General features: G+C 60.2%; 19 protein-coding genes. 12 read left to right on the forward strand and 7 right to left on the reverse strand.

Annotation, left to right across the window (positions count from 1 at the left end; all coding sequences use genetic code 11):
* Positions 1-152 precede the first annotated feature (152 nt).
* On the reverse strand, positions 153-2,066 hold the full coding sequence (locus tag QOM10_RS25830) for a sigma-54-dependent Fis family transcriptional regulator (protein WP_160041960.1): 1,914 nt from the start codon (positions 2,064-2,066) through the stop codon (positions 153-155).
* A gap of 301 nt (positions 2,067-2,367) precedes the next feature.
* On the opposite strand from QOM10_RS25830, the gene QOM10_RS25835 reads away from it, so the two are divergent.
* The 12 genes from QOM10_RS25835 (at position 2,368) to QOM10_RS25890 (ending at position 14,533) form a co-directional block, all read left to right on the forward strand.
* The gene (locus QOM10_RS25835) at positions 2,368-3,888 is read left to right on the forward strand and encodes an aldehyde dehydrogenase family protein (protein WP_316917168.1); all 1,521 of its coding nucleotides are present in this window, start codon (positions 2,368-2,370) and stop codon (positions 3,886-3,888) included.
* A gap of 178 nt (positions 3,889-4,066) precedes the next feature.
* Complete coding sequence (gene eat / locus QOM10_RS25840) at positions 4,067-5,518, forward strand: ethanolamine permease (protein WP_127929921.1); 1,452 nt, start codon at positions 4,067-4,069, stop codon at positions 5,516-5,518.
* A 52-nt stretch (positions 5,519-5,570) separates the two neighbouring features.
* On the forward strand, positions 5,571-6,965 hold the full coding sequence (locus QOM10_RS25845) for an ethanolamine ammonia-lyase subunit EutB (protein ID WP_038361972.1): 1,395 nt from the start codon (positions 5,571-5,573) through the stop codon (positions 6,963-6,965).
* Entirely contained in the window at positions 6,962-7,795 is an 834-nt protein-coding gene (eutC, locus tag QOM10_RS25850) for an ethanolamine ammonia-lyase subunit EutC (protein WP_410479186.1), read from the forward strand. The genes QOM10_RS25845 and eutC overlap by 4 nt, the downstream gene beginning before the upstream one ends.
* Before the next feature lie 115 nt (positions 7,796-7,910).
* Entirely contained in the window at positions 7,911-8,372 is a 462-nt protein-coding gene (locus QOM10_RS25855) for a GNAT family N-acetyltransferase (RefSeq protein WP_003228592.1), read from the forward strand.
* Between the two features lie 229 nt (positions 8,373-8,601).
* Positions 8,602-9,252, forward strand: a complete 651-nt coding sequence (locus tag QOM10_RS25860) for a DedA family protein (protein ID WP_127929924.1) — start codon at positions 8,602-8,604, stop codon at positions 9,250-9,252.
* 5 nt (positions 9,253-9,257) lie between these two features.
* Positions 9,258-10,070 carry a zinc-dependent peptidase gene (locus QOM10_RS25865; protein WP_316917169.1) on the forward strand — a complete coding sequence of 271 codons (813 nt, stop codon included), beginning with the start codon at positions 9,258-9,260 and terminating at the stop codon, positions 10,068-10,070.
* Between the two features lie 112 nt (positions 10,071-10,182).
* Positions 10,183-10,710, forward strand: a complete 528-nt coding sequence (gene ppa, locus QOM10_RS25870) for an inorganic diphosphatase (protein WP_053151827.1) — start codon at positions 10,183-10,185, stop codon at positions 10,708-10,710.
* A gap of 223 nt (positions 10,711-10,933) precedes the next feature.
* Positions 10,934-11,680 (forward strand): helix-turn-helix transcriptional regulator, encoded by a 747-nt coding sequence (locus QOM10_RS25875; protein WP_150751755.1) that lies wholly within the window; start codon positions 10,934-10,936, stop codon positions 11,678-11,680.
* A 495-nt stretch (positions 11,681-12,175) separates the two neighbouring features.
* The gene (locus QOM10_RS25880; RefSeq protein WP_316917170.1) at positions 12,176-13,351 is read left to right on the forward strand and encodes a diguanylate cyclase; all 1,176 of its coding nucleotides are present in this window, start codon (positions 12,176-12,178) and stop codon (positions 13,349-13,351) included.
* Positions 13,352-13,478: 127 nt separating this feature from the next.
* Positions 13,479-14,036, forward strand: a complete 558-nt coding sequence (locus tag QOM10_RS25885) for a hypothetical protein (protein ID WP_316917171.1) — start codon at positions 13,479-13,481, stop codon at positions 14,034-14,036.
* A gap of 62 nt (positions 14,037-14,098) precedes the next feature.
* Entirely contained in the window at positions 14,099-14,533 is a 435-nt protein-coding gene (locus tag QOM10_RS25890; RefSeq protein WP_127929929.1) for a hypothetical protein, read from the forward strand.
* 24 nt (positions 14,534-14,557) lie between these two features.
* Here QOM10_RS25890 and QOM10_RS25895 read toward each other — a convergent pair whose 3' ends face one another.
* The 6 genes from QOM10_RS25895 to QOM10_RS25920 are packed head-to-tail and all read right to left on the reverse strand — an operon-like array spanning position 14,558 to position 24,745.
* Positions 14,558-15,370, reverse strand: coding sequence for a YfaP family protein (locus QOM10_RS25895; protein WP_150774609.1), 813 nt, complete (start codon positions 15,368-15,370; stop codon positions 14,558-14,560).
* 3 nt (positions 15,371-15,373) lie between these two features.
* On the reverse strand, positions 15,374-16,993 hold the full coding sequence (locus tag QOM10_RS25900) for a DUF2300 domain-containing protein (protein WP_316917172.1): 1,620 nt from the start codon (positions 16,991-16,993) through the stop codon (positions 15,374-15,376).
* 1 nt (position 16,994) lies between these two features.
* On the reverse strand, positions 16,995-21,569 hold the full coding sequence (locus tag QOM10_RS25905; RefSeq protein WP_316917173.1) for an alpha-2-macroglobulin: 4,575 nt from the start codon (positions 21,567-21,569) through the stop codon (positions 16,995-16,997).
* Positions 21,566-22,204: a DUF1175 domain-containing protein gene (locus QOM10_RS25910; protein ID WP_316917174.1), complete on the reverse strand. Its 639-nt coding sequence runs from the start codon at positions 22,202-22,204 to the stop codon at positions 21,566-21,568. The genes QOM10_RS25905 and QOM10_RS25910 overlap by 4 nt, the downstream gene beginning before the upstream one ends.
* A complete protein-coding gene (locus tag QOM10_RS25915) occupies positions 22,201-23,913 on the reverse strand; it encodes a DUF2138 domain-containing protein (RefSeq protein WP_316917175.1) in 1,713 nt (570 codons plus the stop codon). The genes QOM10_RS25910 and QOM10_RS25915 overlap by 4 nt, the downstream gene beginning before the upstream one ends.
* A gap of 40 nt (positions 23,914-23,953) precedes the next feature.
* Positions 23,954-24,745, reverse strand: a complete 792-nt coding sequence (locus tag QOM10_RS25920; protein WP_150774605.1) for a YfaP family protein — start codon at positions 24,743-24,745, stop codon at positions 23,954-23,956.
* Positions 24,746-24,821 lie beyond the last annotated feature (76 nt).

Below are 24,821 nucleotides of genomic sequence, written 5' to 3' on the forward strand. Positions count from 1 at the left end.
AACTCGGTCAGTCCCCTCTCCGGCGGCAGAGGGAGCCGATCTCGGTCGCTTTCAAATCCTGAGCTCGGCTCGATATTTCAGGTCGGCGTAAATGGGCAGAACACCGCGGTCAGTCCCCTCTCCCTCTGGGAGAGGGCTAGGGTGAGGGCCTTCTAACTGACTCGCCGCTCAATCCCATGCTTACGCAGCTTTCTATAAAGGGTATTGCGACTGACCCCAAGCTGCTCAGCCGTTTGAGTCATATGCCACCGCGTCTGCTCCAAAGTTTTAAGCAGTGCAATCCGCTCGGCATCTGCCAGTGGATGTTCGCCAGACTCGGCTGGCGGAAGGACTGGACGCCCCTGCCGAATCATCACCGGCAAATCCTCAACCCCGATCCGCCCTTCATCACACAACGCCGCCAGCGTGCGCAGCACATTGCGCAACTGCCGCACATTGCCCGGCCAGTTGAACGCCAGCAACGCCTGACGCGCCGGCTCGTCGATCAGGATCGTTTCACCGCCCGCCTCCTCGGCCAGCAGGAAATCCAGCAACTGCGATTTATCGCTACGCTCACGCAACGCCGGCAACGCTACTTCCAACCCATTGAGCCGGTAGTACAAATCCTCGCGGAAGCTACCATCGGCGACTCGCTCCAGCAGATTGCGGTGCGTCGCACTGATAATCCGCACGTTGACCGACTCCGGCTCGCCGCCAATCGGCACCACTTGCCGATCCTCCAGCACACGCAACAAACGCGTTTGCAGCGCCAGCGGCATGTCGCCGATTTCATCGAGAAACAGCGTGCCGCCATCAGCCTGCTGCAACTTGCCGCGCATGCCGTCCTTGCGTGCGCCGGTGAAACTGCCGCCGCGATAGCCGAACAGTTCGCTCTCGATCAGGCTTTCCGGGATGGCCGCGCAGTTAAGGGCGACGAAGGCTTTGTTTGAGCGCTGGCTGGCGTGATGCACAGCCTTGGCAAAAGCCTCTTTGCCAGAGCCGGTTTCGCCATTGATCAGCAGTGGCACATCACGTTCGAAGACGCGCAGGGCTTTGCGGAAATCGGCCTGCAGCGCCTCGTCACCGAGACAGATGCCCGACAAGCGCGGCGCTTCAGCTACTACCGGCGTCGATACCATCGGTACAGCTTTGCGCGACTCGCCGCGCAACACAGCAAACAGATGTCGCCCGTCACGGGTACGCAGCGGCCAACTGGCGCTGGCATTGGCGCTCGCGCGGCCAAGCAACTCATCCAGCGAACAATCGAAGAACGCCTCGACCGGTTTACCGAGCAAGCCGCCACGAATATGCCCGAGCAAATTCAGCGCACTCTGGTTGACCGCACTGATCCGCCCTTCGCCGTCAAACGCCAGCAAGCCTTCGCTGAACAACCCGACCGATTCGGCCTGCAAATGAAAGCGCAGCAACCATTGATTATCAAAACAGCGCAGGAAGTAGCAACTCTCGATCATCTTCGCCGACAGATTGACCAGCGCCATGGTGTGGAACTGGCTTTGCCGCGAGACATCGTGGCGCGCCGACGACACATCGAGCACCGCAAGCAGTTCGCCATGCGGGTCGAACACCGGGCTCGCCGAACAGGTCAGGCCGGTGTGACGACCGCGAAAGTGTTCGTCCTGATGGATGGTCAGGGCCTGACGCTCGACCAGGCAGGTGCCGATGCCGTTGGTGCCTTCGCAGGCTTCGCTCCAGTCCGCACCGAGCCACAGGCCGGCGCGTTCGAAGATCTTGCGTTCGGCCGGCGCGGTGACGCAGTTGAGGATCACCCCGCGCGCGTCGGTCAGCAATACCGCGTGGCCGGCGCCGGAGAGTTGTTGATGCAGGCTGCTCATTTCATTGCCGGCGATCTGCAACACCTGTTGCAGACGTTCGCGGCTTTCCAGTACCCGGCCGTGTTCGAGCACGGTCGGCGCCATGCTCAGCGCCGGGTCGAGGTGGTAGTCCTCAAGACAGCGCAGCCACGAACGGGCAATCGACGGATCGGCACCGGGCCCGTGCAGGTGCGGTTTGCCCTGGGTAGCAGTGAGAACCTGTTGGGCATGGCGACTCAAATGGTTGTCGTGCATTTCTTATTGTTCTCCCCGAGGCTCGACGGCCCAATGCTGAGGTGACGCCCAGCATCCCCCAGCCACCGACGCATTGCAATGCTGGCAAGACTGTCCGGTCACGGGCTGTACCGAAAGCGGTACAAACTGTCATCCCATCTGTACCGAAACCGTCACAGGCAAAATCCACTCGTCCGACAAAAACCTGCCAAGCCCTTGATTTACCTGCCCTACACGGCAGTGGCCCGACCTTTGCTCTACGCTTATAGCAAGCGCACTTGCGCGTTTCTCTAATAAGTACAAAGCCAAGGAGAACATCATCATGCGTTACGCTCACCCCGGTACTGAAGGCGCCAAAGTCTCGTTCAAGAGCAAGTACGGTAACTACATCGGCGGCGAGTTCGTCGCGCCTGTCAAAGGTCAGTACTTCACCAACACCTCGCCAGTAAATGGCCAGCCGATTGCCGAATTCCCCCGCTCCACTGCCGAAGACATCGACAAGGCACTGGACGCCGCCCATGCCGCTGCCGACGCGTGGGGCTCCACTTCCGTGCAGGCACGCTCGCTGATCCTGCTGAAAATCGCCGACCGCATCGAAGCGAACTTGGAACTGCTGGCGATCACCGAAACCTGGGACAACGGCAAAGCCATCCGCGAAACCCTCAACGCCGACATCCCGCTGGCCGCCGACCATTTCCGCTACTTCGCTGGCTGCCTGCGCGCCCAGGAAGGCAGCGCTGCCGAAATCGACGGCAACACCGTGGCCTATCACATTCACGAACCGCTGGGCGTGGTCGGCCAGATCATCCCGTGGAACTTCCCGATCCTGATGGCCGCGTGGAAGCTTGCGCCGGCCCTGGCGGCGGGTAACTGCGTTGTGCTCAAACCCGCCGAGCAAACTCCGCTGGGCATCACCGTGTTGCTGGAACTGATCGGCGACCTGCTGCCACCCGGTGTGCTGAACATTGTTCAGGGCTATGGCAAAGAAGCCGGCGAAGCGCTGGCGACCAGCAAGCGCATCGCCAAGATCGCCTTCACCGGCTCGACCCCGGTCGGCTCGCACATCATGAAATGCGCGGCCGAGAACATCATCCCGTCCACCGTGGAACTGGGTGGCAAATCGCCGAACATCTTCTTCGAAGACATCATGCAGGCCGAGCCGACGTTCATTGAGAAAGCCGCTGAAGGTCTGGTGCTGGCGTTCTTCAACCAGGGCGAAGTCTGCACCTGCCCTTCCCGCGCATTGGTGCAGGAATCGATCTACGACGAGTTCATGGCCGTCGTGATGAAGAAAGTCCTGCAGATCAAGCGCGGCGATCCGCTGGACACCGACACCATGGTCGGCGCGCAGGCGTCCGAGCAGCAATTCGACAAAATCCTTTCGTACCTGGAAATTGCCAAGGGCGAAGGCGCCGAGCTGCTGACTGGCGGCAAGGTGGAAAAACTCGAGGGCAATCTGTCGACCGGTTATTACATCCAGCCGACCCTGCTCAAGGGCACCAACAAGATGCGCGTGTTCCAGGAAGAAATCTTCGGGCCGGTGGTGAGCATCACCACGTTCAAGGACGAAGCCGAAGCCCTGGCCATCGCCAACGACACCGAGTTCGGCCTCGGCGCCGGCCTGTGGACTCGTGACATCAACCGCGCCTACCGCATGGGCCGCGCGATCAAGGCCGGTCGTGTGTGGACCAACTGCTACCACCTGTACCCGGCGCATGCCGCGTTCGGTGGCTACAAGAAGTCCGGCGTTGGGCGTGAGACGCACAAGATGATGCTCGATCACTACCAGCAGACGAAAAACCTGCTGGTGAGCTACGACATCAATCCGTTGGGCTTCTTCTAAACCTGCAGCACTGATCGTTCCCACGCTCTGCGTGGGAATGCCGCCCGGGACGCTCCGCGTCCCGCCAAAGCCGAACGCAGAGCGTCCGTTGAGGCATCCCCACGCAGAGCGTGGGGACGATCATGCTACCCACCGGCAAAAAAGCCGGGCCAATACAACAATAAGAAAGGTAAACCCTATGCCTAGCGAATCCCCGGCTGGCGCTCCGGCGACCGGCGCCTCCGTCGACTTTGAAAAAGTCGGATCGGATTACTTTCAACAACGCGAACTGAAAAAAGGTGCCGCCGGCTGGGTACTGCTGGTGGGTCTGGGCGTTGCCTACGTGATTTCCGGTGACTATGCCGGCTGGAACTTCGGTCTCGCTCAGGGTGGCTGGGGCGGCATGTTCCTGGCGACGCTGCTGATGGCCACTATGTACCTGTGCATGTGCTTTTCTCTGGCCGAATTGTCTTCGATGATCCCCACCGCTGGCGGTGGCTACGGTTTTGCCCGCAGTGCATTCGGGCCGTGGGGCGGGTTTCTCACCGGCACCGCGATCCTCATCGAATACGCCATTGCCCCTGCGGCTATCGCGGTGTTTATCGGTGCCTACTGCGAATCGCTGTTCGGCATCGGCGGCTGGATGATCTATCTGGCCTTCTACATCATTTTCATTGCCATCCACATTTTCGGGGTCGGCGAAGCGCTCAAGCTGATGTTTGTCATCACCGCCATCGCCGCGCTGGCGCTGGGGGTGTTTCTGGTGGCCATGGTGCCGCACTTCGACGTCGCCAACCTGCTCGACATTCCGGTCACCGCCGCAGCGGGCGCCAGTCCGTTTCTGCCATTTGGCTATGTCGGCGTCTGGGCGGCGATACCCTATGCGATCTGGTTCTTCCTTGCTGTTGAAGGCGTGCCGCTGGCCGCCGAGGAAACCAAGAACCCCAAACGTGACCTGCCGCGCGGCTTGATCGGCGCCATGTTGGTGCTGCTCATGTTTGCCCTGCTGATTCTGATCGTCGGCCCCGGCGGTGCGGGCGCCAACTCGCTGCTGACCTCCGGTAACCCGTTGGTCGAAGCCTTGAGCAAAGCCTACGGCGGCTCGACCTGGATGGGCAGTTTCGTCAACCTCGTCGGGCTGGCCGGACTGATCGCGAGTTTCTTCTCGATCATCTACGCGTACTCGCGGCAGATTTTCGCGCTGTCCCGGGCCGGCTACCTGCCACGCAAACTGTCCGAAACCAATAAAAGCAAGGCACCGGTCCTGGCGCTGGTGATTCCCGGCATCATCGGTTTCGGCCTGTCGCTGACCGGCCAGGGCGATCTGCTGATTCTGGTGGCGGTATTCGGCGCAACCATCTCCTACGTGCTGATGATGGCCGCGCACATCACCTTGCGGATTCGTCGCCCCAAAATGGACCGGCCGTACCGCACACCGGGCGGCATCTTCACCTCCGGCGTGGCCTTGGTGCTGGCGTGCATCGCCGTGGTCGCAGGCTTCCTGGTCGATCCACGGGTGGTAATCGGTGCCGCCGTCATCTATGGAGTGTTAATTGCTTACTTTGCGTTCTACAGTCGACATCACTTGGTAGCAGGCACGCCGGAAGAAGAGTTCGCGGCGATCCAGAAGGCTGAGCAAGCCTTGCACTGAGTGCCGACAATCCCGGCGCAGGCTCGGTCTGCGCCGTCACGGAGAATTGTGTATGGCCAGTTTCGCTCACACGGTCGGCGCCCAGACCTATCGCTTCGACAGCCTCAAGGACGTCATGGCCAAAGCCAGCCCGGCACGCTCCGGGGACTTTCTCGCCGGCGTCGCCGCCCTCAATGATGGCGAGCGCGTGGCTGCGCAAATGGCGCTGGCCGACATTCCGCTCACGCATTTCCTGCAGGAAGCGCTGATTCCTTACGAGTCCGATGAAGTCACCCGGCTGATCATCGACACCCACGACAAACAGGCCTTCGCCGTGGTCAGCCATCTCACCGTGGGTGGCTTCCGCGACTGGCTGCTCAGTGATGCCGCCGATGAAACCAGCCTGCGCAACCTCGCCCCCGGCCTGACCCCGGAAATGGTCGCCGCCGTATCGAAGATCATGCGCGTGCAGGATCTGGTGCTGGTGGCGCAAAAGATCCGTGTCGTGACGAAGTTTCGCGGCACCCTTGGCCTGCGCGGACGTTTGTCGACGCGCCTGCAACCCAATCACCCGACCGACGAACCGTCCGGCATTGCCGCGAGCATCCTCGACGGCCTGCTCTACGGTAATGGCGATGCGATGATCGGCATCAACCCGGCCACCGACAGCATCGCCTCGATCTGCGCGATGCTGGAGATGCTCGACGCGATCATCCAGCGCTACGACATCCCGACCCAGGCCTGCGTACTGACCCACGTCACCACCTCCATCGAGGCGATCAACCGTGGCGTGCCGCTGGATCTGGTATTCCAGTCCATCGCGGGTACCGAAGCGGCCAATGCCAGTTTCGGCATCAACCTGAATGTCTTGCAGGAAGGCTACGACGCCGGTCTGAGTCTGAATCGCGGCACCCTCGGGCAGAACCTGATGTATTTCGAAACCGGTCAGGGCAGCGCACTGTCGGCCAACGCCCACCACGGCGTCGACCAACAGACCTGCGAGACGCGGGCCTACGCCGTAGCACGACATTTCAAGCCGTTTCTGGTGAACACGGTCGTAGGATTTATCGGCCCGGAATACCTCTACAACGGCAAACAGATCATCCGCGCCGGCCTCGAAGACCACTTCTGCGGCAAGTTGCTCGGCGTGCCAATGGGTTGTGACATCTGCTACACCAACCACGCCGAAGCCGATCAGGACGACATGGACACCCTGCTGACCCTCTTGGGTGTCGCCGGGATCAACTTCATCATGGGCATCCCCGGATCCGACGACATCATGCTCAATTACCAGACCACGTCGTTCCATGACGCGCTTTACGCCCGGCAGACCCTGGGCCTGAAACCGGCGCCGGAGTTCGAGCAATGGCTGGCGAACATGGGCATCTTCACTCAGGCGGACGGCAAGGTTCGCTTCGGTAACAACTTGCCGCCGGCCTTCCGCCAGGCGCTGGCGCAACTGGGATGAGTCACATGGAAAAACCGCCCGTGGACCCGCAAAACCCTTGGCTGGAGCTGCGCCGTCTGACGCCAGCGCGGATCGCCCTCGGCCGCACCGGCACCAGCCTGCCGACCACTGCGCAACTGGATTTTCAGTTTGCCCACGCGCAAGCGCGGGATGCCGTGCATTTACCGTTCGATCACGCCGGGCTCAGCGCGCAACTGACTGAGCGCGGCCGTGAAAGCCTGCTGCTGCACAGTGCCGCCGTAGATCGAAACAGCTATCTGCAACGTCCGGATCTGGGGCGCAAGCTCAGCGATGAATCGGCGCAGGCCTTGCGCGAGTACGCGGCGGCGCATTCCGGCGGTGTCGATCTGGCAATTGTCGTGGCCGATGGCCTGTCGGCATTGGCGGTGCATCGGCATACGCTGCCGTTTCTCAACCGTCTGGAGGAGCAGATCAGTGACGACGGCTGGTCTGTTGCACCGGTGATTCTGGTGGAACAGGGCCGCGTCGCGGTCGGTGATGAAATCGGCCAATTGCTCGGCGCAAAAATGCTGGTGATGCTGATTGGCGAGCGCCCGGGACTCAGTTCACCGGACAGCCTCGGTTTATATTTCACCTACAATCCAAAGATCGGTCTGACCGATGCCTACCGCAACTGCATTTCCAATGTACGGCTCGAAGGCTTGAGCTACGGCATGGCGGCGCATCGCTTGCTCTACCTGATGCGCGAAGCCTGTCGGCGGCAGTTGTCAGGGGTCAACCTGAAGGACGAAGCACAGGTTCAGACGCTGGAATCGGACGCCGGTGTAGACATGAAAGGTAATTTCCTACTCGATCCGCCCACAACCTGAACCGTTTCCGCATTGCGTTTCTGCGCCGGTTTCAGGCAGGATCGATGCACGGCCGCACGGGTTTCCCATCGCCGTCAGAGCAGTTGAAGACAGCCACTTGAAGACGAGACCTATCATGCGGATTATTCAAGCGACCCTCGAACATCTGGACTTACTGACTCCGTTGTTCGTCAAATATCGCGAGTTCTACGGTTCCCTGCCTTACCCGGATTCATCCCGCGCCTTCCTTGAAAAGCGCCTGCGCCGCAAGGAATCGGTGATCTACCTGGCCTTGGCCGATGATGACGACAAGAAACTGATGGGCTTCTGTCAGCTCTATCCAAGCTTCTCCTCGCTGTCACTCAAGCGCGTATGGATCCTCAACGATATCTATGTTGCCGAAGACGCACGTCGCCAACTGGTCGCCGACAACCTGATCCGCACCGCAAAAAAAATGGCCAAGGAAACCCAGGCCGTGCGCATGCGTGTTTCCACCAGCAGCAACAACGAAGTGGCGCAGAAAACCTACGAATCCATCGGGTTCAAGGAAGACACCGAGTTCAAGAACTACGTGTTGCCGATCAGCGACGAACTCTGATTGCGCGGTTTGCCTGTGATGAGGGAGCAAGCTCCCTCGCCACAATGATTATCTGTCTGACAAATCCTCACATCCCGACATCCCCCGCTACAAAACCAACGCGCTTTTCATCCTTCAGACCGTATAATCCCGAGCTTTCCGGCTTGTAAGAAAAACTACACCCCGCTGTAGGCTTACACGAAGTCATCCGCACAGGCCTGCCGAGTCGGGCCGTCAAACAGGTGCCCCCATGGATTTCAACCCGCTCGACCTTATCCTGCATCTCGATGTGTACCTCGATTTGCTGGTGAACAACTATGGGCCATGGATCTACGCCATCCTGTTTCTGGTGATCTTCTGTGAAACCGGACTGGTGGTGATGCCGTTCCTGCCGGGTGATTCGCTGCTATTCATTGCCGGTGCCGTTGCGGCCGGTGGCGGGATGGATCCGGTGCTGTTGGGCGGTCTGCTGATGCTCGCGGCCATACTCGGCGACAGCACCAACTACGTGATCGGACGAACGGCTGGGGAACGACTGTTCAGCAACCCGAACTCGAAAATCTTCCGCCGCGATTACCTGCAAAAAACCCACGACTTCTATGACAAGCATGGTGGCAAGACTGTCACCCTGGCGCGCTTCCTGCCGATCATCCGCACCTTTGCGCCATTCGTCGCCGGTGTGGCGAAGATGCCGTATCCGCGTTTCTTTGGTTTCAGCGTGCTGGGCACCATCCTCTGGGTCGGCGGCCTGGTGACATTGGGATACTTCTTCGGCAACGTACCGTTCATCAAGAAAAACCTGTCGTTGCTGGTGGTGGCGATCATTCTGCTGTCGCTGGTGCCGATGATCCTTGGTGTGGTTCGCAGCCGTTTCGGCGGCACCAAAGCCCAATCGCACTAAGCCGGATGTGGTCGCTGAGCGCCTGGCGCCGCCGGCGCATTCTGGCGAAGTACCCGATTGCCGACGAGATGTGGCAACGGGTGCGCCATCAATTGAGTTTTCTTGATGGCATCAGCGCTGCCGAAGACCAATGGCTGCGTGAAGCCTGCGTGCTGTTCCTCGACGACAAACACCTGAGCGCCCTGCCTGGCGTCGAACTGCATCAGGAACAACGCCTGCTGCTCGCCGCCCAAGCGCAATTACCGCTGCTCAACCTCGGTAATCTGAACTGGTATCAGGGTTTCCACGAAATCGTCCTCTACCCGGACGATTTCCTCAGTCCGCAACGTCATCGCGACGCCAGCGGCGTCGAGCACGAATGGGACGGCGAACACAGCGGCGAAGCCTGGCAGCAGGGACCGATAATCCTCGCCTGGCCCGGCGTCATGGCCAGTGGCGGCTGGGAAGGCTACAACCTGGTGATTCACGAACTGGCGCACAAACTCGACATGCTCAACGGCGACGCCAATGGCCTGCCACCGCTGCACGCCGATATGCGCGTCAGCGACTGGGCCGAAGTGATGCAACACGCCTACGACGATCTCAATCGCCAGCTCGACCGCAATCCCGACGCCGAAACTGCTATCGATCCCTACGCCGCCGAGAACCCGGCGGAATTCTTTGCGGTCACCAGCGAATACTTCTTCAGCGCCCCGGATTTGCTGCATGAGGCCTATCCACAGGTCTATGCGCAGTTGCAGCTTTTCTACCGCCAGGATCCGTTGGGCAGGTTGCGGCAACTTCAGGCCACAGACCCGGTCTATCAGCCACACGACTAAGCGCTGCACGACTTTCGGTACATGGCGTCCACGGCAGAATATGCCTATAATCGCCGCCACTTTTTGGTCAATCCGGCCAAGTGTTTTTGGTCAACTACGGGGGCAACGCCCAATGAGCTACAGCAAGATTCCGGCTGGCAAAGACCTGCCGAACGACATCTACGTCGCGATCGAGATCCCGGCCAACCACGCGCCGATCAAATACGAAATCGACAAAGACAGCGATTGCCTGTTCGTTGACCGTTTCATGGCCACCCCAATGTTCTACCCGGCCAACTACGGTTACATCCCGAACACCCTGGCTGACGACGGTGATCCCCTCGACGTGCTGGTTGTGACCCCTTACCCGGTTGCGCCAGGTTCGGTGATCCGCGCACGTCCAGTCGGCATCCTGAACATGACCGACGACGGCGGCGGCGATGCCAAAGTCATCGCAGTGCCACACGACAAGCTGTCCCAGCTGTACGTCGATGTGAAGGAATACACTGACCTGCCGCCACTGCTGATCCAGCAGATCGAGCACTTCTTCGAGAACTACAAAGATCTCGAAAAAGGCAAATGGGTCAAGATCGAAGGCTGGGCCGGTGCTGACGCCGCCCGCGAAGCGATCACCAAGTCGGTTGCCGCCTACAAAGGCTAAGCACCTGCACGACGCGTGATGCTTGAAGAAAACCCCGGTTGATCCGGGGTTTTTTGTGCTCGGAAAAAGCCGCCTTAAACAGCGTGTTTATGGCGGACTACAGAAAAGTTTTATCCTGTGTAATTTCCCACAAGAGCGTCTTACATCCCGTCGCAAAATTCAGCCCGTTTTTGAACGTTCAGTTTATTCAAACCGCTCTGGCACGGCCGTAGACTCCGTGTTTATGAGAAAGAACACTAGCGGTCCAAGATTCAAGGCACTCCTGGAAGCAGCGAACATCTCCACAACGGGTTTCGCAAAGTTCTGGGGCACGGAAGCCCAAAATGTCCACAACTGGTACACCCGGGGCGTCCCGGCGTATCGCATGGAAGAAGTCTCACGCCTGCTGTCCGTCAACAGCGAATGGCTGAAAACCGGTGAAGGCATTAAAGAGCTGCCAAGCCTGACTCCGCCTGCCAGCAACGGCGACAGCTTTGACGCCCACGATCCTCAGGGCGCCTACCGATTCATCCATCCCAACGACATCGAACTGGCCTTCTTCAAAGAAACGCCACTGACCAACGGCTCCGACAAAACCCACGTCATTCAGGACCCGGACCTGTCCATCCGCCTGCTGCGTGCACAGGTTGATCAACTGGAGATCCGCCCCGCCGACGCCATCTGCGCGCACATGATCGGCAACAGCATGGCCGAACGCATCGAAGACGGCTCCGTCGTTGCCATCGACCGCGGCCTGACCCAAGTGGTGGACGGCGAAATCTACGCCATCGAACACGACGGCATGCTGCGCATCAAATACCTGCACCGCATGCCCGGCAACGGTCTGCGCCTGCGCAGCCACAACAGCGCCGAATACCCGGACGAAGTGTTCCGCGCGGCGCAGATCGAAGAGCAACGGATTCATATATTGGGCTGGGTGTTCTGGTGGTCGACGGTGAGCAAACGGCGGCCGGTGGTGCCGTTTCTTTGATCCGACGCAGCTATGCCTGCTTGCACAGAACCCTGTGGGAGCGAGCCTGCTCGCGAAGAGGCCCGGACAATCGGTACAAATCCCGGATTTCTGGTGAAGAAGTCGCTCTAAACCGCACTTCAGACTGGGAATCCCAAGCAAAACTCAGTATCCTGCGCCCCACATTTGCGCATCGACCCGCCCCGCGGCTCAGACAGCGCCCGACGCGGCAGACCAACGTCTGACCAAGTCCCGCAGCCGGACGCAGATCCGGATGTAAGTTTTGAAGGCTGGCAAGGCTTACCAAAAATAGGCCAAGCCAGTCCCCGAGAAGCCGGCCACAAGCCGGCTTTTTAATGCCTGCAAAAAAAACGTTTACCTTGGCGAGCTAGACTCAACACTTGCCAACCTCAACCCCTCAGTGCTAAATCCCGCCCAACACCCACCCCCTCTGTTTTTACCCGCATCCCCGAACCCGGCCGGATTCCGGTATTGAGCCTCACGGGAATCCATGGAATGGCCCTGCATATCCCGACCCTGTTGGTCGTTTCGGTCTTCGTCTTCTTTTTGATGGGGCTTTTGACGCTGCACGCCTGGTATCGCGAAACCCGTGAGCCGCCGCTGGCGTACCTCGGCAGCATGATGCTGCTGGGCGCCTTGGGCGTGGTACTGGTCAGTTGGCGTGATCGAGGGGTCGACTTCATTCCGATTGTGTTCGGCAATGTTGTTCTATTGCTCAGTGCAGCGATGAACTGGACGGCCATGCGCACGCTGGTCGGGCGCAGGCCGTCAGTGTCCGGCATTCTGGCAGGGGCGTTCGCCTGGCTGACCTTGTGCCTGATTCCCGCCTTCTACGAGTCGATGCCAAATAGGGTCTTAATCTACTCCTTGCTGGCATTCGGTTACGGCGTGATGACAACGCTGGAGCTCTGGCGCAGCCGCCACACTCTGGACGTCGCGTTTATGCCGGCGCTGGTGCTGACCGTTCTGCACACTGTGTTCTACGCCGTTCGCAGTGCGACCGATGAAGGGCTGCCGGTGACAAAGGCGCTGCTGGGCACTGGCGAGGGTGTGCCGTTTTTCTCGTTCATGCTGTTCGAGTCGATGCTGTATGTCATCGGCATTGCCTACATCACCCTGGCGATGGTCAAGGAACGTGCAGAGCTCAAGCTCAAAGCGGCGGCGTTCAGCGATCCGCTGACGGGCATTGGCAATCGTCGCGCGTTCATGATGAACGCCGGCCAGTTGCTTACTGAAAGCCAGCAACACGCAGAACCGGCGGCGTTGCTGCTTTGCGACCTGGATAACTTCAAGCGTCTGAATGATACCTATGGCCATCCCGTTGGGGATCAGGCGTTGATCGCGTTCGGCCGGATCGTGGTCGAGAGCCTGCGCAAGGAAGATGTTTGCGGGCGGATTGGCGGTGAGGAGTTTGCCTGCCTGCTCAACGATTGCGATGAGCAGACTGCACTGGAAATTGCCGAACGGATCCGCCGTTCGTTCTCGCAATTGTCGATTCTTGAGCCGGGGCTGCTCAGCGTCAGCATCGGCGTGGTGACCACCCGCGAATCCGGCTACGACTTGTCACGTCTGCTCTCGGAAGCCGATCAGGCGCTGTACGGCGCCAAAGACAAGGGGCGTAATCGTGTACAGACGTTGCGTTCGCTGTACCTGAGCCTTACCGATAATTAGTGCCCAGCCACCGACCATTTCAATAAGCCACTAGCACATCCGCCCTAATTGCCCCTGCCGGCGCCCGCCACTAAATTTCCATTCTGTTTTTGTGCATTACAAAAGCGCCAAGGAATGGAGCAACACCATGTCATCGTTTTTCAAACTGAGTAAATCCGTCGCTTTACTGACTGCACTCTTGACTGCCACTTCAGTGTCAGCAGAAGAGCCGAACCCCGTTGGCGACTGGTGGATCATTTACGGTAACGGCGTCCCGCACAAGAACATCATGTATGTCGCCGACAGCACATCCGTGGTGCCGTCGACGCGTACCAAGGGTGCGCAAATGCTGGCGGTGACGCTGGTGTATGAAGAGCCGGGCAAGCCAATGATCGATGCCTACAACCTGGAAGTTCAGTGCAAGACCAACAAGGTGCGGTTTGTTAACGGCCAGTCGGTGGATCGAATTGCCTACATGCTGCGGCACCTGAAAGTGAACGAGCAATGGCAACAGCCGAAGGAGTTCTGGGTGCAGCGCGCTTTGGCTTTCGTTTGCACTCCAGAGAAAAAAGACATGATTGCAGTGGGCAAGATGGAGTACTTGCAGATGATTCAGGGCATGCAGCAGATGTTCTTCAAACTTGCACCGATTCAAGAGAAAGGCCAGATGATGGACAACCTCGACTCGATACTGGGCAACAAGTAGCAGCCTGATTTCTGGGCGCTGCAGCGCGCTATTTCGTCTCGCACATGACACCGGGAGTCATGATGAATCAATGGACTAAAACGTTTTCGGCGCTGTTGATAACAGCCACAGTATCAATGGTGAATGGCTGCCACCTGATTGCACAGTCGCGCTGGGAAGGACGGGATGTTCAGGAAGCACTCGATCTGTTCGGCAAACCTGACTCGATGAAAAAACAGACCGGTGCGAACGGCGAAAATCTGGCCGTCTTGACCTGGTTCAAATCCTCCAGCTGGACCACCACCGAAGCGGCCGGCACTTCCATGAATCACACCGGCAACGGCATGGTGTACACCGAGTACTACGAGACGGTCGGGCATAGCTCTGACTGCAAACTGGAAGCCACCGTCAACAAAGCCAAAAAGATCGTACTGTTTCGGATCGAGGACGGAAAGATCATTCATGGCAAATGCATCAACGTTCCGTTCGTACCCGGTTACATTCCGCCTGGACTCTAGTGCTGTCCCTGAGCAAGTAACTGCTCAGGGATAACTGAACGACTTCACCAGCGTCAGCTCACCCACCGCGCGCATCGGGATCAGAAACGTCTCCATTTTCTCGCTCGGCGTGCCTTCTTCAGTAATCACCGTCACCTGCGCCGTGGTCAGCGCCTGCACCGCCTCATCGCCGCCCTCGTCATCCCCGCGATAGCCACCGCCGTAATAATTCACATACACCAGATACTGGCCCTTGATCGGCGCCGGCATGGCGAAGATTTCCGGGCCGTAGCCGGTGGTGACGTCAACGTCGAGCGCGGCGCCGTTGGCGGCGCTGCGGTTGCCGTACCAGATGTGCGCGCCGTCGGGGGTGACGAGGTGCAGGTCGAGGTCGGTGCCGTCACTGTCCCACGCCAACAGCACGCGCAGCTTGGCCGGGGTGGCGCCGCCGCTGGTGTTGAGGAACTGTGTGCGGTGGCGTTGCTGGCCATCGGGACTGCGCACTTCCACGCTGTTGCTGCCGTTGGGGAAGGAAAACGGGCGGTCAAAGCGGCCGCTGTCGTCGATTTTCAGCGGCATGCTGACGCCGTTGACGATCAAGCGACCGGGTTCGTTGCCCTTCTGCGTAGCTTTGATTTCGCCGCTGATGCGGGCGGTATTGGCCTGGCCAATCGGGGTGTTGACCGAGGAGGCCGGGTAGTTGACGGTCTGACGGAAGCTTTCGCCCTCGCCTTCCGGGGCGCCGCTGCGCCAGCCGCCGACCGGGGTGTCGAGTTTGACGCTGTCGGCGGCCATCGCTGGCGATAGCGCGGTCAAGGTGCAGAGCAACAGCAAGACCTGTGGATAACGGAGTGTCATGGTCTATTCCAGCAAAAGATGACGGGCGAGCCCTTCGATGTAGGTTTCATCCTGGCCGTTGGGGTGAGCTTCAAAGGCCAGGTGCAGATATTCGTGGGTCAGGTCTAGGCGATCCTGCAAAGTCAGTACGCCGCGTACGTAGATGCGTTGGCGTTCACGGTCGACGAAAGGACGGCCGAAGGCCAGTTTGCACACGGCGAAGGTGCTGACTTCGTTGTAGCCGGTTTCGCTTTCCAGCGTCGGACGCCAGCCGCGTCGTTGTTTCTGCAGCCAGTCTTGCGCAGCGGGCAGTGCTTCGCAGGAGGCGACCGGGTTGTCCCAGCGGCTGAGGCTGGCGCGCGGGTAGGCGTGCAGCAGAATCGCGTCGTAACGCTGACCGGCGCTGGCTTGCTCGACGGCTTGTTGCCAGGCGAGTTTGTCCGGGCCGGGTTGATCGGAGTGATAGGTGACGGTGCTACCAGCCAGCACGAGGTCTGCCGTCCATGCGGCGATGTTGCGGGATTCGGCCGAGGCTGGACGCGGGGCGACACGCTGGTGATTGCTGCTGTCATCGATGCTCAGGCAGTCGCCGTTGCGCGTGGCGTTTTGCAGCAGATAGGTGCGGATTGCCACGGCCAGCGCTTTGGCCGCTTCGGCGGGTTCGGGTTTGGCTTCACGCTCAAGGACGCGGGCTACATATTCTTCGCGATCAAGCCTTGCGACGAGTTTGTCGTTGAGTAGAAACAGTTCGCCGTCGCTGTGGATATCCAGCGCGTTGCCGTTGGCGAATTCGACGCGATAGTCGCCTTGCAACGGGCCGGATGTCGCGAGGCGATCACCCGCTAACACCTTCGAAACTGGGTACTTCGAAAACAGGCTGACTTCGACACAACGCCCCGCCTCCGCCGGCCAGGCTGCCGGCAACACGGTCGCCAATGCTTGGCCGTAATGCCGCAAGACCATCTGGCTGGTGCCGCGCCCGCCTGCCCAGACCGGCGAGCCATCAGCCGTCCAACCGGCGAAACCACCCTGGCGCGATTGCGGATCCTGATCGCCAAGCCAGCTCCAGGTTTTCACCCGCAAGCGTCCGCCCAGTTCACCAACGACATTGCCGTCCGCCGCATTCAGCACCACGTCGAGCAGCACTCGACGCGCCTGATCCTGCGCCGGTAGCGAGGCCAGGACCTTCAGCAAATCAGCCACGGAAACCCGTTGAGCCGGTTGCACCGACGGCAAATCCAGCAACCACAATGGCGCTTCGCGCGCTTGCCAATACGCTCGCCAATCCGCCGCCGTAATTCCCAACCGCGCAGGTTCGAAATATAACCCGCAGGATTTCACAAGCGCCTGATCTCGTTCGATCCTGCCGCCCGCTGCGCAGCAATAAACCTCTTCCTTCGACTGTCCGCGACATTCATACGCCGGCTCCCGCGCGCCGGTATCCACCAGCCATGTGTAGACAAACAACTTCCACAGACTGCCCAGCGGCGTATCCAGCGATGACGGCAACGGTTCACGCTTGATCAGTTGCGTCTGACTCAACGACAACAATTCGCCCTTGTAGGCCACGCGCAACGGCTCATCCTGCGCCGTCGCCAGCGCAGGGATCACACACATCAGCAGCCACAGCAGCGGCCGGGTCATGTCAGTTGACCGTGACCTGACCGAGGGCGGCTTTCGCTTCCTGGGCCTGATGCTGCGGTGCGTAGACCTGCTTGAAGCGCACCGGCGGCAAGTTGAACTGGCCCTTCTGCGAGAATCGCACCAGATGGCGCAGCCGCAACTCGCCGCTCAGCGCATCGACCGGCACCGCATAGGCCAACTGGCCCGGTTCGAAACGCGCCTTCTCCAGCGCCGTCGGCTCGGTGCCGTCCTTGCCCTGCAACTTGATGCCCCACGTCGTGCGCTCGACATCAGCGCCCGGTGGCAGCGGCACTTCGAGCATGCCGTAGCGCAGTGGTTTCGGCGCTTTGCTGGTGAGGATCACTTCGTCCAGATACAGGCTGTCGCTGGACAGCGGCTTGGTGCCCACCGGCTCCAGCTTGAAGGTGAAGGCTTCATCGCCCGGCACCAGTCGCGACAGGCGACGGGTGATGGTCACGGCCATTGGATCGACTGGCGGTTGCTGGGTCTGGAAGCTCAACGCCGCGCGCAATGGACGCTCTTGCGTGCCGGACACTGTCAGCACGCTTGGCACCGGAGTGGCGCCTTGCCAGGTCCAGTACATCTCACCGGTTGCACCGTAGTTTTTCTTCCAGCCCTCACCCGGCGTCAAGGCGATGGTCGGCGAAGCCTGGGCGATGCTGCGCTGCAACCAGGTCAGCGCCAGTGCACGTTCGAGGGTCGATTGCTGCGGCAACAGTCGTTGCAACAGCGCTTGCGCACGTGCCTGATCGAACGGTTGCAGTGACAGGTTCAGCGCTTCGGCAAACGGCTGCGAGCTGACCGACAGACGCTGTTGTGCAGCAGCCAACTGACGATTGAACGCGTCCGGCAAGGCGACTTTCGACTGCGTGGCCAAAGAGGCGGTCAACACCCGTGCCGCTGCCAGACCGAGCGCCGAATCCGGATCGCTCATCACCAGACTGTCTTCGCCATCGTCGAGCATGGTCTCAACATGACCTTCACCCGCCTTGCCCAGATCGTCCATCAAGCCGCTAAGCAGCGTGTTCACCGGCAAATGCATCTGCTTGGCGAACGACAGAATCAGCGCACGTTGCAGCAAAGGCGTGTTCGGCGCTTGCTTGGCGTAAACCTCCAGCACCCGCTGCCAGTGCTCCGGCGGCAGGGTCAGCTCCAGCACCTGGCTGGCGTTCCAGTCGGCGTAATAGGCGTAGGCCGTGAGGAACGCATCCGGTTCACCGTCGTAGCCCCACCAAGTGAAGCTCGCCGACGGCCCGGCCATTTGCACCAGACGCAGACGGCTGTTCTGCATGATCAGACGCAAGCGATCACGAATCTGCGGATTCGATGCCAGCGACGGATAAGCAATACTCAGCGGCAGCAAACGACTGGCCGTCTGCTCGACGCCGCCATACGGGTAGCTGAGCAGATCATCGAGGGCCGAGCGGAACAACGCTTGCGGACTGTCATCCAGACGCAGGCGAATATCCGTGGCATCCGCTGGCAGACTCAGCGCAGTGTCGCCGCTGGCGACATCAAGGCTTTGCGTTTGCGTCACTTGCCAGCCATCACCGGTCGCACTCAGGCGCACGGCCAGAGAGTCCGCGGTTTTGCCGTCCTGAACCAGCTCCGCCGTCCACTCACCGGAGGCCAAGGCGAACGCCGGTAGCGGCAGGTAATTGATGCCGTTGTTCAGGGTCACCGGCAGGCGTTGTTCGGCGCCAGCATAGTGAGTGACCAGCTCAGCCTTGACCGGTTTCTCGGCCTGACTGAACGCGAACACACCGAGTTGCGGCTGATCGCCCTTACGGAATTTGCTCGGCCCACTCCACTTCAGGTACAGCGGTTTTTCCGAACGCACGAACTGCTTCTTCTGCCCGACCTGACCGTCATCGGCGATGGCGCGGGCGGTAATGCGCCAGCGGGTCAGCGAGTCCGGCATCTTGAAGGTGAAGCGGGTTTTGCCGTCGGCACCGGTCAACAACTCCGGCTGCCACGCAGCGGTGTCGACGTCTTCACGACGCGGCCGCTCCAGCACTTTAACCCCGCGCTCGCTGCGGTTGGCTTTGCCCGGTGCGCCGGGGCTGCCCGGCAACGCCACGTCGTAACTGATGAACGACAGGCTCGCACTGGTGCGCACGTTGTTACGGCGCGGGTGATAGAAGAACTGGTCGATGGTCGGCGCAACTTCGGGTTGCAGCGCGTAGACCATTTCGTCGACGACGCTGACCGTCAGATGCGCCGGAACGGCTTTGCCGGCGAACTGCGTGGTCAGGTCAACCGTGACCGTGTCGCCCGGCAGATACACCGCTTTGTCGGTGCTGATCGCCACGTCGATTTGCGGCGCGACCACTTTGATCCCGGCGTTCTGGAAGCTGTACTGACCGCCCTTGGTGTAGAGCACGGAGAAGGTCAGGTTCGGTGCAAAGTTGTCCTTCACCGGGATACGCGCGCGGTATTGGGTGTCGCTGAGCTTTTCCAGTTTCAGCCAGTCGCCGCCCTTGGCCAGCAGCGCAGTAGCTTCGACCTTGTCGCGCTCCAGAGAAAGCAGAGCATCGCTGACCGGTTCCGGGAAGGTGATCAGCGCCAGCGCTTCATCGCCAGCCTTGTACTCAGGTTTATCGAGGACGATTTCCACGGTGCCCGGCACTGCTTTTACGCCATCGCCGGTGACCGAATGCCCGGTGGCACCGAGCACGCGACCGTGCTGATCCTTGAGTGTCAGGTTGTAAGTGCCCGGACGTTCGAAGGCAATGCTGAAGCCTTTGTCAGTCGCCGCAAGTTTGCCTTCACCGGTGCTCTGGTCTTCCAGACGCACCCAGTTGTAGCTGCTCGGGGTGACCGCTTTGCTCTGCTCGCTGCCGCCCTCGTTGGCGTAGCTGAACGCAACCTTGTCGCCGACCGCGCTGAAGCGTTGCGGTGCGCTCAAGCGGAAGCTCGCCGCGCCACGGTCGATGAGGATTTCCTTGGTGGTCTTGACCCGATACGCCGCGCCATCGCTGGCAAACACGGTGAGCATGTAGCGGCTCGGTTTGTCGGCGGCAGGCAGGTCGAGGGTCGCGTTGCCCTTGCTGTCGGTGGTCAGTTCGGTGCTGGTCAGCTCCACCGGGAATTGCCCGAGGTATTGCAGCTCGTTGTCGACCATCGACAGTTGCTGGGCGCGCAGGCTCAGGGTCAGTTTGGCGTTGGCCACCGGTTTGCCGTCCGGGTAGAGCAGCACCAGACTGCCCTTCACCGGTTCGCCGGTGCGGTAATCCTGCTTGGCCAGATTCAGCGAAATCTCGAAGTGCGGCTTGATGTACTCCGCCACACGGAACGCGCTGCTGTAAGCCTGATCCTTGTAGTTGAAGCGAATCTCGTAACCACCGGCAACGGCGTTGTCCGGCAACTGGAAACGGCCCTGAGTGCCCGCCTTCGAATCGAGTTTAAGGTCAAGGTGTTGTAGCTCGGTACCGGTCGCATCGAGCACGCTGACCGAGACATCCCCTGCCCCCGGCAATACCGAATCCCGCGCATTCTTGAACTCGCGACCGACGATCTTCAGTGACACCCAATCACCCGGGCGGTACAGCGGCCGGTCGGTGAAGGCATAGAGTTTGGTGTCGTAGATTTCGCTGTCGTAGTAGAAGTTTTCCGAGACGAAGACGCCGCCCTCTTCATCCTCGCCGATCACGAACGAACGCTCAGGGCTGACGTGTTTCAGGCGCAGCAAACCATCAGTGTCGGTCGCGCCGCTGCTCATCACACCGAGGCCATCCGTCCACAGCACATTGACCTTCGGCACCGAGCTGCCTTCGTGTTTGCGTGCGGCCCAGACCAGCAATTCATCGCCAGCAATCTTGCTCACCGCGACGGTGTTGGAGACGAACACCATAGTGGTCGCGCGGTACTTGCCGATCAGCGCTTCGACCAGATACAGACCCGGTTTCAGATTACCCAACGGGATATAAACGTTACCCGGCGCGACACTGACGAAATCGCTCGAAGAGCCCGCGAGATTGACCCCGGCTGGCGGCTGAATCGGCTTGGCCTGCCACAGCGGATAACGGAACTGGCTGACCACCGGCAGACCCGGAATCAGCGCAAATTGCGGCTGTGCATCGTACGGTGTCGGCGCGGCAATGGCGTTGCCCATCTTCAGTTCCGGCACCTCTTCGGTGACCTGTTTGCGCGACTCATAAGAGAACGCGCGCTGCATCACCCGACGGGATTTTCGGTACCAGTTGTCCCACAAGTACGCGAGGGTGTTGGACAAGCCTTCGCCCTTGAACTGGCCATCGCTGACCACGCGATGCAGGTTCTTCTGACGCTTGAGGAAATCCAGCGGCTTGTCGATGCGATACACACGAATGTCGGCGCCACCGTACGGTTCCATGCGGAAACGGCGATAGTCTCGGCCCGGCGCTTCGAGGCGCACCATCGCCTGCTCGTCCGCTGCGAAACTACTGTCGGCAAGGAGGAAAAAGCTCTCACCGGACACCGGCGTATAGCCGCTCGGCTCCACCGAATCTTCGGCGTTAACGGTCGCCAATGGCAGCAACAGCGCCAGCAGCAAAGGAATTCGTGAGCAGATACGCAACATGCGGGCACCGGTCATTGGGAGAGAAAGTTCAGTCGATAGACGCCGATGAAGTTGGGGTTGGCTGCGTCGGGTATCCATCGGGTGTCCTTCCATGTCATGAGTTGCTGCAGGCTTGCCGAACGCATGCCGTTGTCAGTCGGGGTGGTGGTACCGGTGTGATAGGCGATGTAGCGGCCCATCCAGATCATCAGGTGCTGGTCGTCGCCCTGATCGAAAAACATCAGGTCACCGGGCCGCGCCTGCGACACGTCGCGACTGACCAGATGGCTGTTGAACTGAATCAGTTTGATCGCGTTGACGTACGGCCCGACCTTGCCGCCGCCCTGCTGCCATTGCTGGGCAAGCTTGCGTTGCTCATCGCTCAGCGAAAGCTCGGGCGGCAGGTAGCGATTGGACAGGCCATTGCTGCGCAGCCATTTGTCGTCGTGGACTTTCAGCGCTTCGTTGGCGGCAAAACGTACCAGCCCGGCACAATCCTGCTGATACCAGCGCGGGCTCGGGCCCTGGCTGAGTTGCTCTTGGGCGATGCGCACAAACCAGGCGCGAAACACCTGGGATTGCGCCGGATCCAGCGCCGGTGCTTCAACGGCTCGGGCACCCGCACTCAATAGCAGCGCAAGCAGGCCGAGGCTGCGGATCAGTGTCGTCACAGCGCTTTCCACTCCAGCGGCAGCCACTGCCAGTGGCCGTCAGGCTCGCTGCCTTCAGGCAAAGTCAGGGCATATTTGCCGTAGCCGCCGAGGGTGCGCAGTTTCGGAATCAGGTAGGTTTGCGCGGCGTTGTAGAACACCGGCTCCATGTCCTGCGGCAGGCTGTCGAGGGTTTCCTGCTGCATCAGTTGCGCCATCGAATCCGGGCCGAAATAGATCGGCATCAGCACATCTTTCGGCAGCACGTCGGCCATTGGCGGGAAGCGCTTATCGAGGGTGCCGAGGGCCTTGTCGACCAGTTTGTCGTCGAGGGAAAACAGCAGCGTCGAGCCGTGACGGGCAAGACTGACTTTCATGAATGCCTTGCCGGAAATCGCGTTCGGGTTTTCCGCAGTCTTCGCCGCGTAGGGGCCGAAATTGGAACTGACCTGACGCTGCCAGACGTGGTTCTGGCCTTCCTGCTTCTCGACCACCGGGAACACGTTTTCTTCGACGTTGGCCTCGTACGCACCAACCATCGAACCGAATAGCTTGCCGAGATCGCCATCAAGTTTGCTGCTGTCCTCGTCTTTCAGACTGGCCACCAACAGCGGCGTGTACAAACGCGAATCGGCGTACCAGCACAGGCCTGCCGCGCCGGCCACGTGTTCGGTGAGGGTCTGCGCCACGGTCTCTTCGGCACCAAGTTTTACCAACAGCGGTTTTTGCGGTTCGGCCGCGACCGGCAGGGTTACGCAGGCACTGGCCCCCAGCGGCATGGCTTGCCAGACCGGTTTGAAATCGAAGTCGGGCTGGTTTTCCAGCTCGTCCATGGCGAGGTAGCTGTGCCAGCCCTTGTCGTCCATGTCGAAGCGCAGCCCGGCGAAGTTCGGGATGAAGCGCTGATAACCCATGGCCAGAACACTGGAATTGACCGACAGACGCTGCTTGGTTTCCGCGGTTTTCGCTGGCAGACCGAACGCTTCGGGGAAGAGTTTTTCGCCATTGAGCAGCGCTGCCAGCGCTTGTGGCGAGACGTGCCCCGATTCTTCAGAGACGCCACTTTCCGGGTCGTAGTACTTGGCCGGGTTCGACAGCACCACCAGTTTGTCGCCGTGGGAGGCAAACAGCAGCGCTTTGCTGGCGTTATAGGTCAGTTGGTACAACGGCACGCTATCGCCGCCGACTTTGAGTTCGCCCATCTGACTGAGTTGCGTGTCATCCATCGCGACTTTCGCCAGCGGCTCGAGCAGCTTCGCCAGCCCGCCGCGATCCATCACCAGCAGGAAATCCTTCAAGCGACCATCCGCGCCACGCCACAGCGCGACATCGGCCGGTTGATCGAAAAGCTGCTCGATCAGGCTGTCCTGCAACTTCAGATCATGCTCGTAGATGATCCGGCGCAGACTGCCGATCAAGCCGAGGCGATCAGCATGAGTCTCGTAATAGAAGACGAAATCCTCGGTGAGCGTGGCCTTGAGGAACGGCACCGTCAGCAGGTCCTTGGGCAACTGGCTCAGCGAACGGGTTTCCAGCAACGCATCCGGACGGCTGAGGCCAAGCTTGTCACTGGCCAATTCCGCCGGCGGTGCCTTGGGCTTGAGCAGCAACCAGCCAAAACCACCCGCCACGCCGGCCACCAGGCACAACCCGGCCAGAAGCAAAGGCCAGCGCCGCGAAGGTTTGGCCGCTGGCGTGTCGGCAGCCGGAGTAACAGTGTTATCGCTCATCTTTTCAAAGCCCGATTTCATCCGTGCAGCGGGATGCTTATTAATAGTTGAAAGTCTTGACCAGCAGCAGATCACCGATCGCCCGCAGGGGTACGATGAACGTTTCGCGTTTTTCGTCGACGGTGTTTTCGTTGAGCACCAGCGTGATTTGCGAGGTGATCACCTCGTTCTGGTTGCTGGTCTCCTCGAAGTTATAGCCGCCGTTGCCGAAGTTGCCCCAATAGTTGACGTAAACCAGATAGGTGCCGTGCAACGGCGCGGTCATGGTGAACATTTCCGGGCCCGGGCCATCAACGCCATCCGGGTCAAGACCGCCGCCATTGCTCAGCGCTGGCCGAGCCCAGAACGCATGCTGACCGTCGGGCGTGACAATGTGCAGATCGAGCTCGGCTTTCGGATCGTCCCATCCCAAGACAAGACGAATCCGCGCCGGCGTGCGCAAATTGTTTGCTTCATAAAATTGCACGCGCTTGAGCGACTGGCCTTCGGCGCTGATCACTTCGACGCTGTTGGAGCCAGCCCCGAACGCGTACGGCCGGGCGAAACGGCCTTGGTCGTCGGTGTACAGATTCAGTGGATTGCCATTCACGGCGAGACTATGCGGCGGGCGCATATGCCCGATGGCCTTGAGCTGGCCCTGGATCATCGTGCGATTGCGCTGGATGCCGCGATCGATCGGCGGCGTCGGATAGGCGACTTGCGGGTTTTCGCTGCGGTCGAGCAAGCCGTGATAGCGCCAACCGCCCACTGGCTCCGAAAGCTCGGCCGTCGGCGCCGCCAGCAGCGCGGGCGCGCAGGCCAGGCCGATCAGCAGCCAAAGAAATGAACGCATGTAATGCCTCCTGCCATGCCTGAACGAAACCTTGCACCCGATCCTCGGTACTTCACAGCGGTGAAAACTGCGTTTC

Origin of the sequence: Pseudomonas sp. P108, assembly GCF_032613195.1 — a bacterium.
Taxonomy (GTDB): Bacteria; Pseudomonadota; Gammaproteobacteria; order Pseudomonadales; family Pseudomonadaceae; genus Aquipseudomonas.

Excerpts from the sequence above, each read along its gene's own strand:
- ppa (WP_053151827.1), top strand. The coding sequence starts at position 10,183 with ATGAGCTACAGCAAGATTCCGGCTGGCAAAGACCTGCCGAACGACATC.
- QOM10_RS25880 (WP_316917170.1), top strand. The coding sequence starts at position 12,176 with ATGGCCCTGCATATCCCGACCCTGTTGGTCGTTTCGGTCTTCGTCTTC.
- QOM10_RS25890 (WP_127929929.1), top strand. The coding sequence starts at position 14,099 with ATGAATCAATGGACTAAAACGTTTTCGGCGCTGTTGATAACAGCCACA.
- QOM10_RS25885 (WP_316917171.1), top strand. The coding sequence starts at position 13,479 with ATGTCATCGTTTTTCAAACTGAGTAAATCCGTCGCTTTACTGACTGCA.
- QOM10_RS25875 (WP_150751755.1), top strand. The coding sequence starts at position 10,934 with ATGAGAAAGAACACTAGCGGTCCAAGATTCAAGGCACTCCTGGAAGCA.
- QOM10_RS25865 (WP_316917169.1), top strand. The coding sequence starts at position 9,258 with ATGTGGTCGCTGAGCGCCTGGCGCCGCCGGCGCATTCTGGCGAAGTAC.
- QOM10_RS25860 (WP_127929924.1), top strand. The coding sequence starts at position 8,602 with ATGGATTTCAACCCGCTCGACCTTATCCTGCATCTCGATGTGTACCTC.
- QOM10_RS25895 (WP_150774609.1), bottom strand. The coding sequence starts at position 15,370 with ATGACACTCCGTTATCCACAGGTCTTGCTGTTGCTCTGCACCTTGACC.
- eutC (WP_410479186.1), top strand. The coding sequence starts at position 6,962 with ATGAGTCACATGGAAAAACCGCCCGTGGACCCGCAAAACCCTTGGCTG.
- QOM10_RS25905 (WP_316917173.1), bottom strand. The coding sequence starts at position 21,569 with ATGACCGGTGCCCGCATGTTGCGTATCTGCTCACGAATTCCTTTGCTG.
- QOM10_RS25920 (WP_150774605.1), bottom strand. The coding sequence starts at position 24,745 with ATGCGTTCATTTCTTTGGCTGCTGATCGGCCTGGCCTGCGCGCCCGCG.
- QOM10_RS25845 (WP_038361972.1), top strand. The coding sequence starts at position 5,571 with ATGGCCAGTTTCGCTCACACGGTCGGCGCCCAGACCTATCGCTTCGAC.
- QOM10_RS25915 (WP_316917175.1), bottom strand. The coding sequence starts at position 23,913 with ATGAGCGATAACACTGTTACTCCGGCTGCCGACACGCCAGCGGCCAAA.
- QOM10_RS25835 (WP_316917168.1), top strand. The coding sequence starts at position 2,368 with ATGCGTTACGCTCACCCCGGTACTGAAGGCGCCAAAGTCTCGTTCAAG.
- QOM10_RS25830 (WP_160041960.1), bottom strand. The coding sequence starts at position 2,066 with ATGCACGACAACCATTTGAGTCGCCATGCCCAACAGGTTCTCACTGCT.
- eat (WP_127929921.1), top strand. The coding sequence starts at position 4,067 with ATGCCTAGCGAATCCCCGGCTGGCGCTCCGGCGACCGGCGCCTCCGTC.
- QOM10_RS25900 (WP_316917172.1), bottom strand. The coding sequence starts at position 16,993 with ATGACCCGGCCGCTGCTGTGGCTGCTGATGTGTGTGATCCCTGCGCTG.
- QOM10_RS25855 (WP_003228592.1), top strand. The coding sequence starts at position 7,911 with ATGCGGATTATTCAAGCGACCCTCGAACATCTGGACTTACTGACTCCG.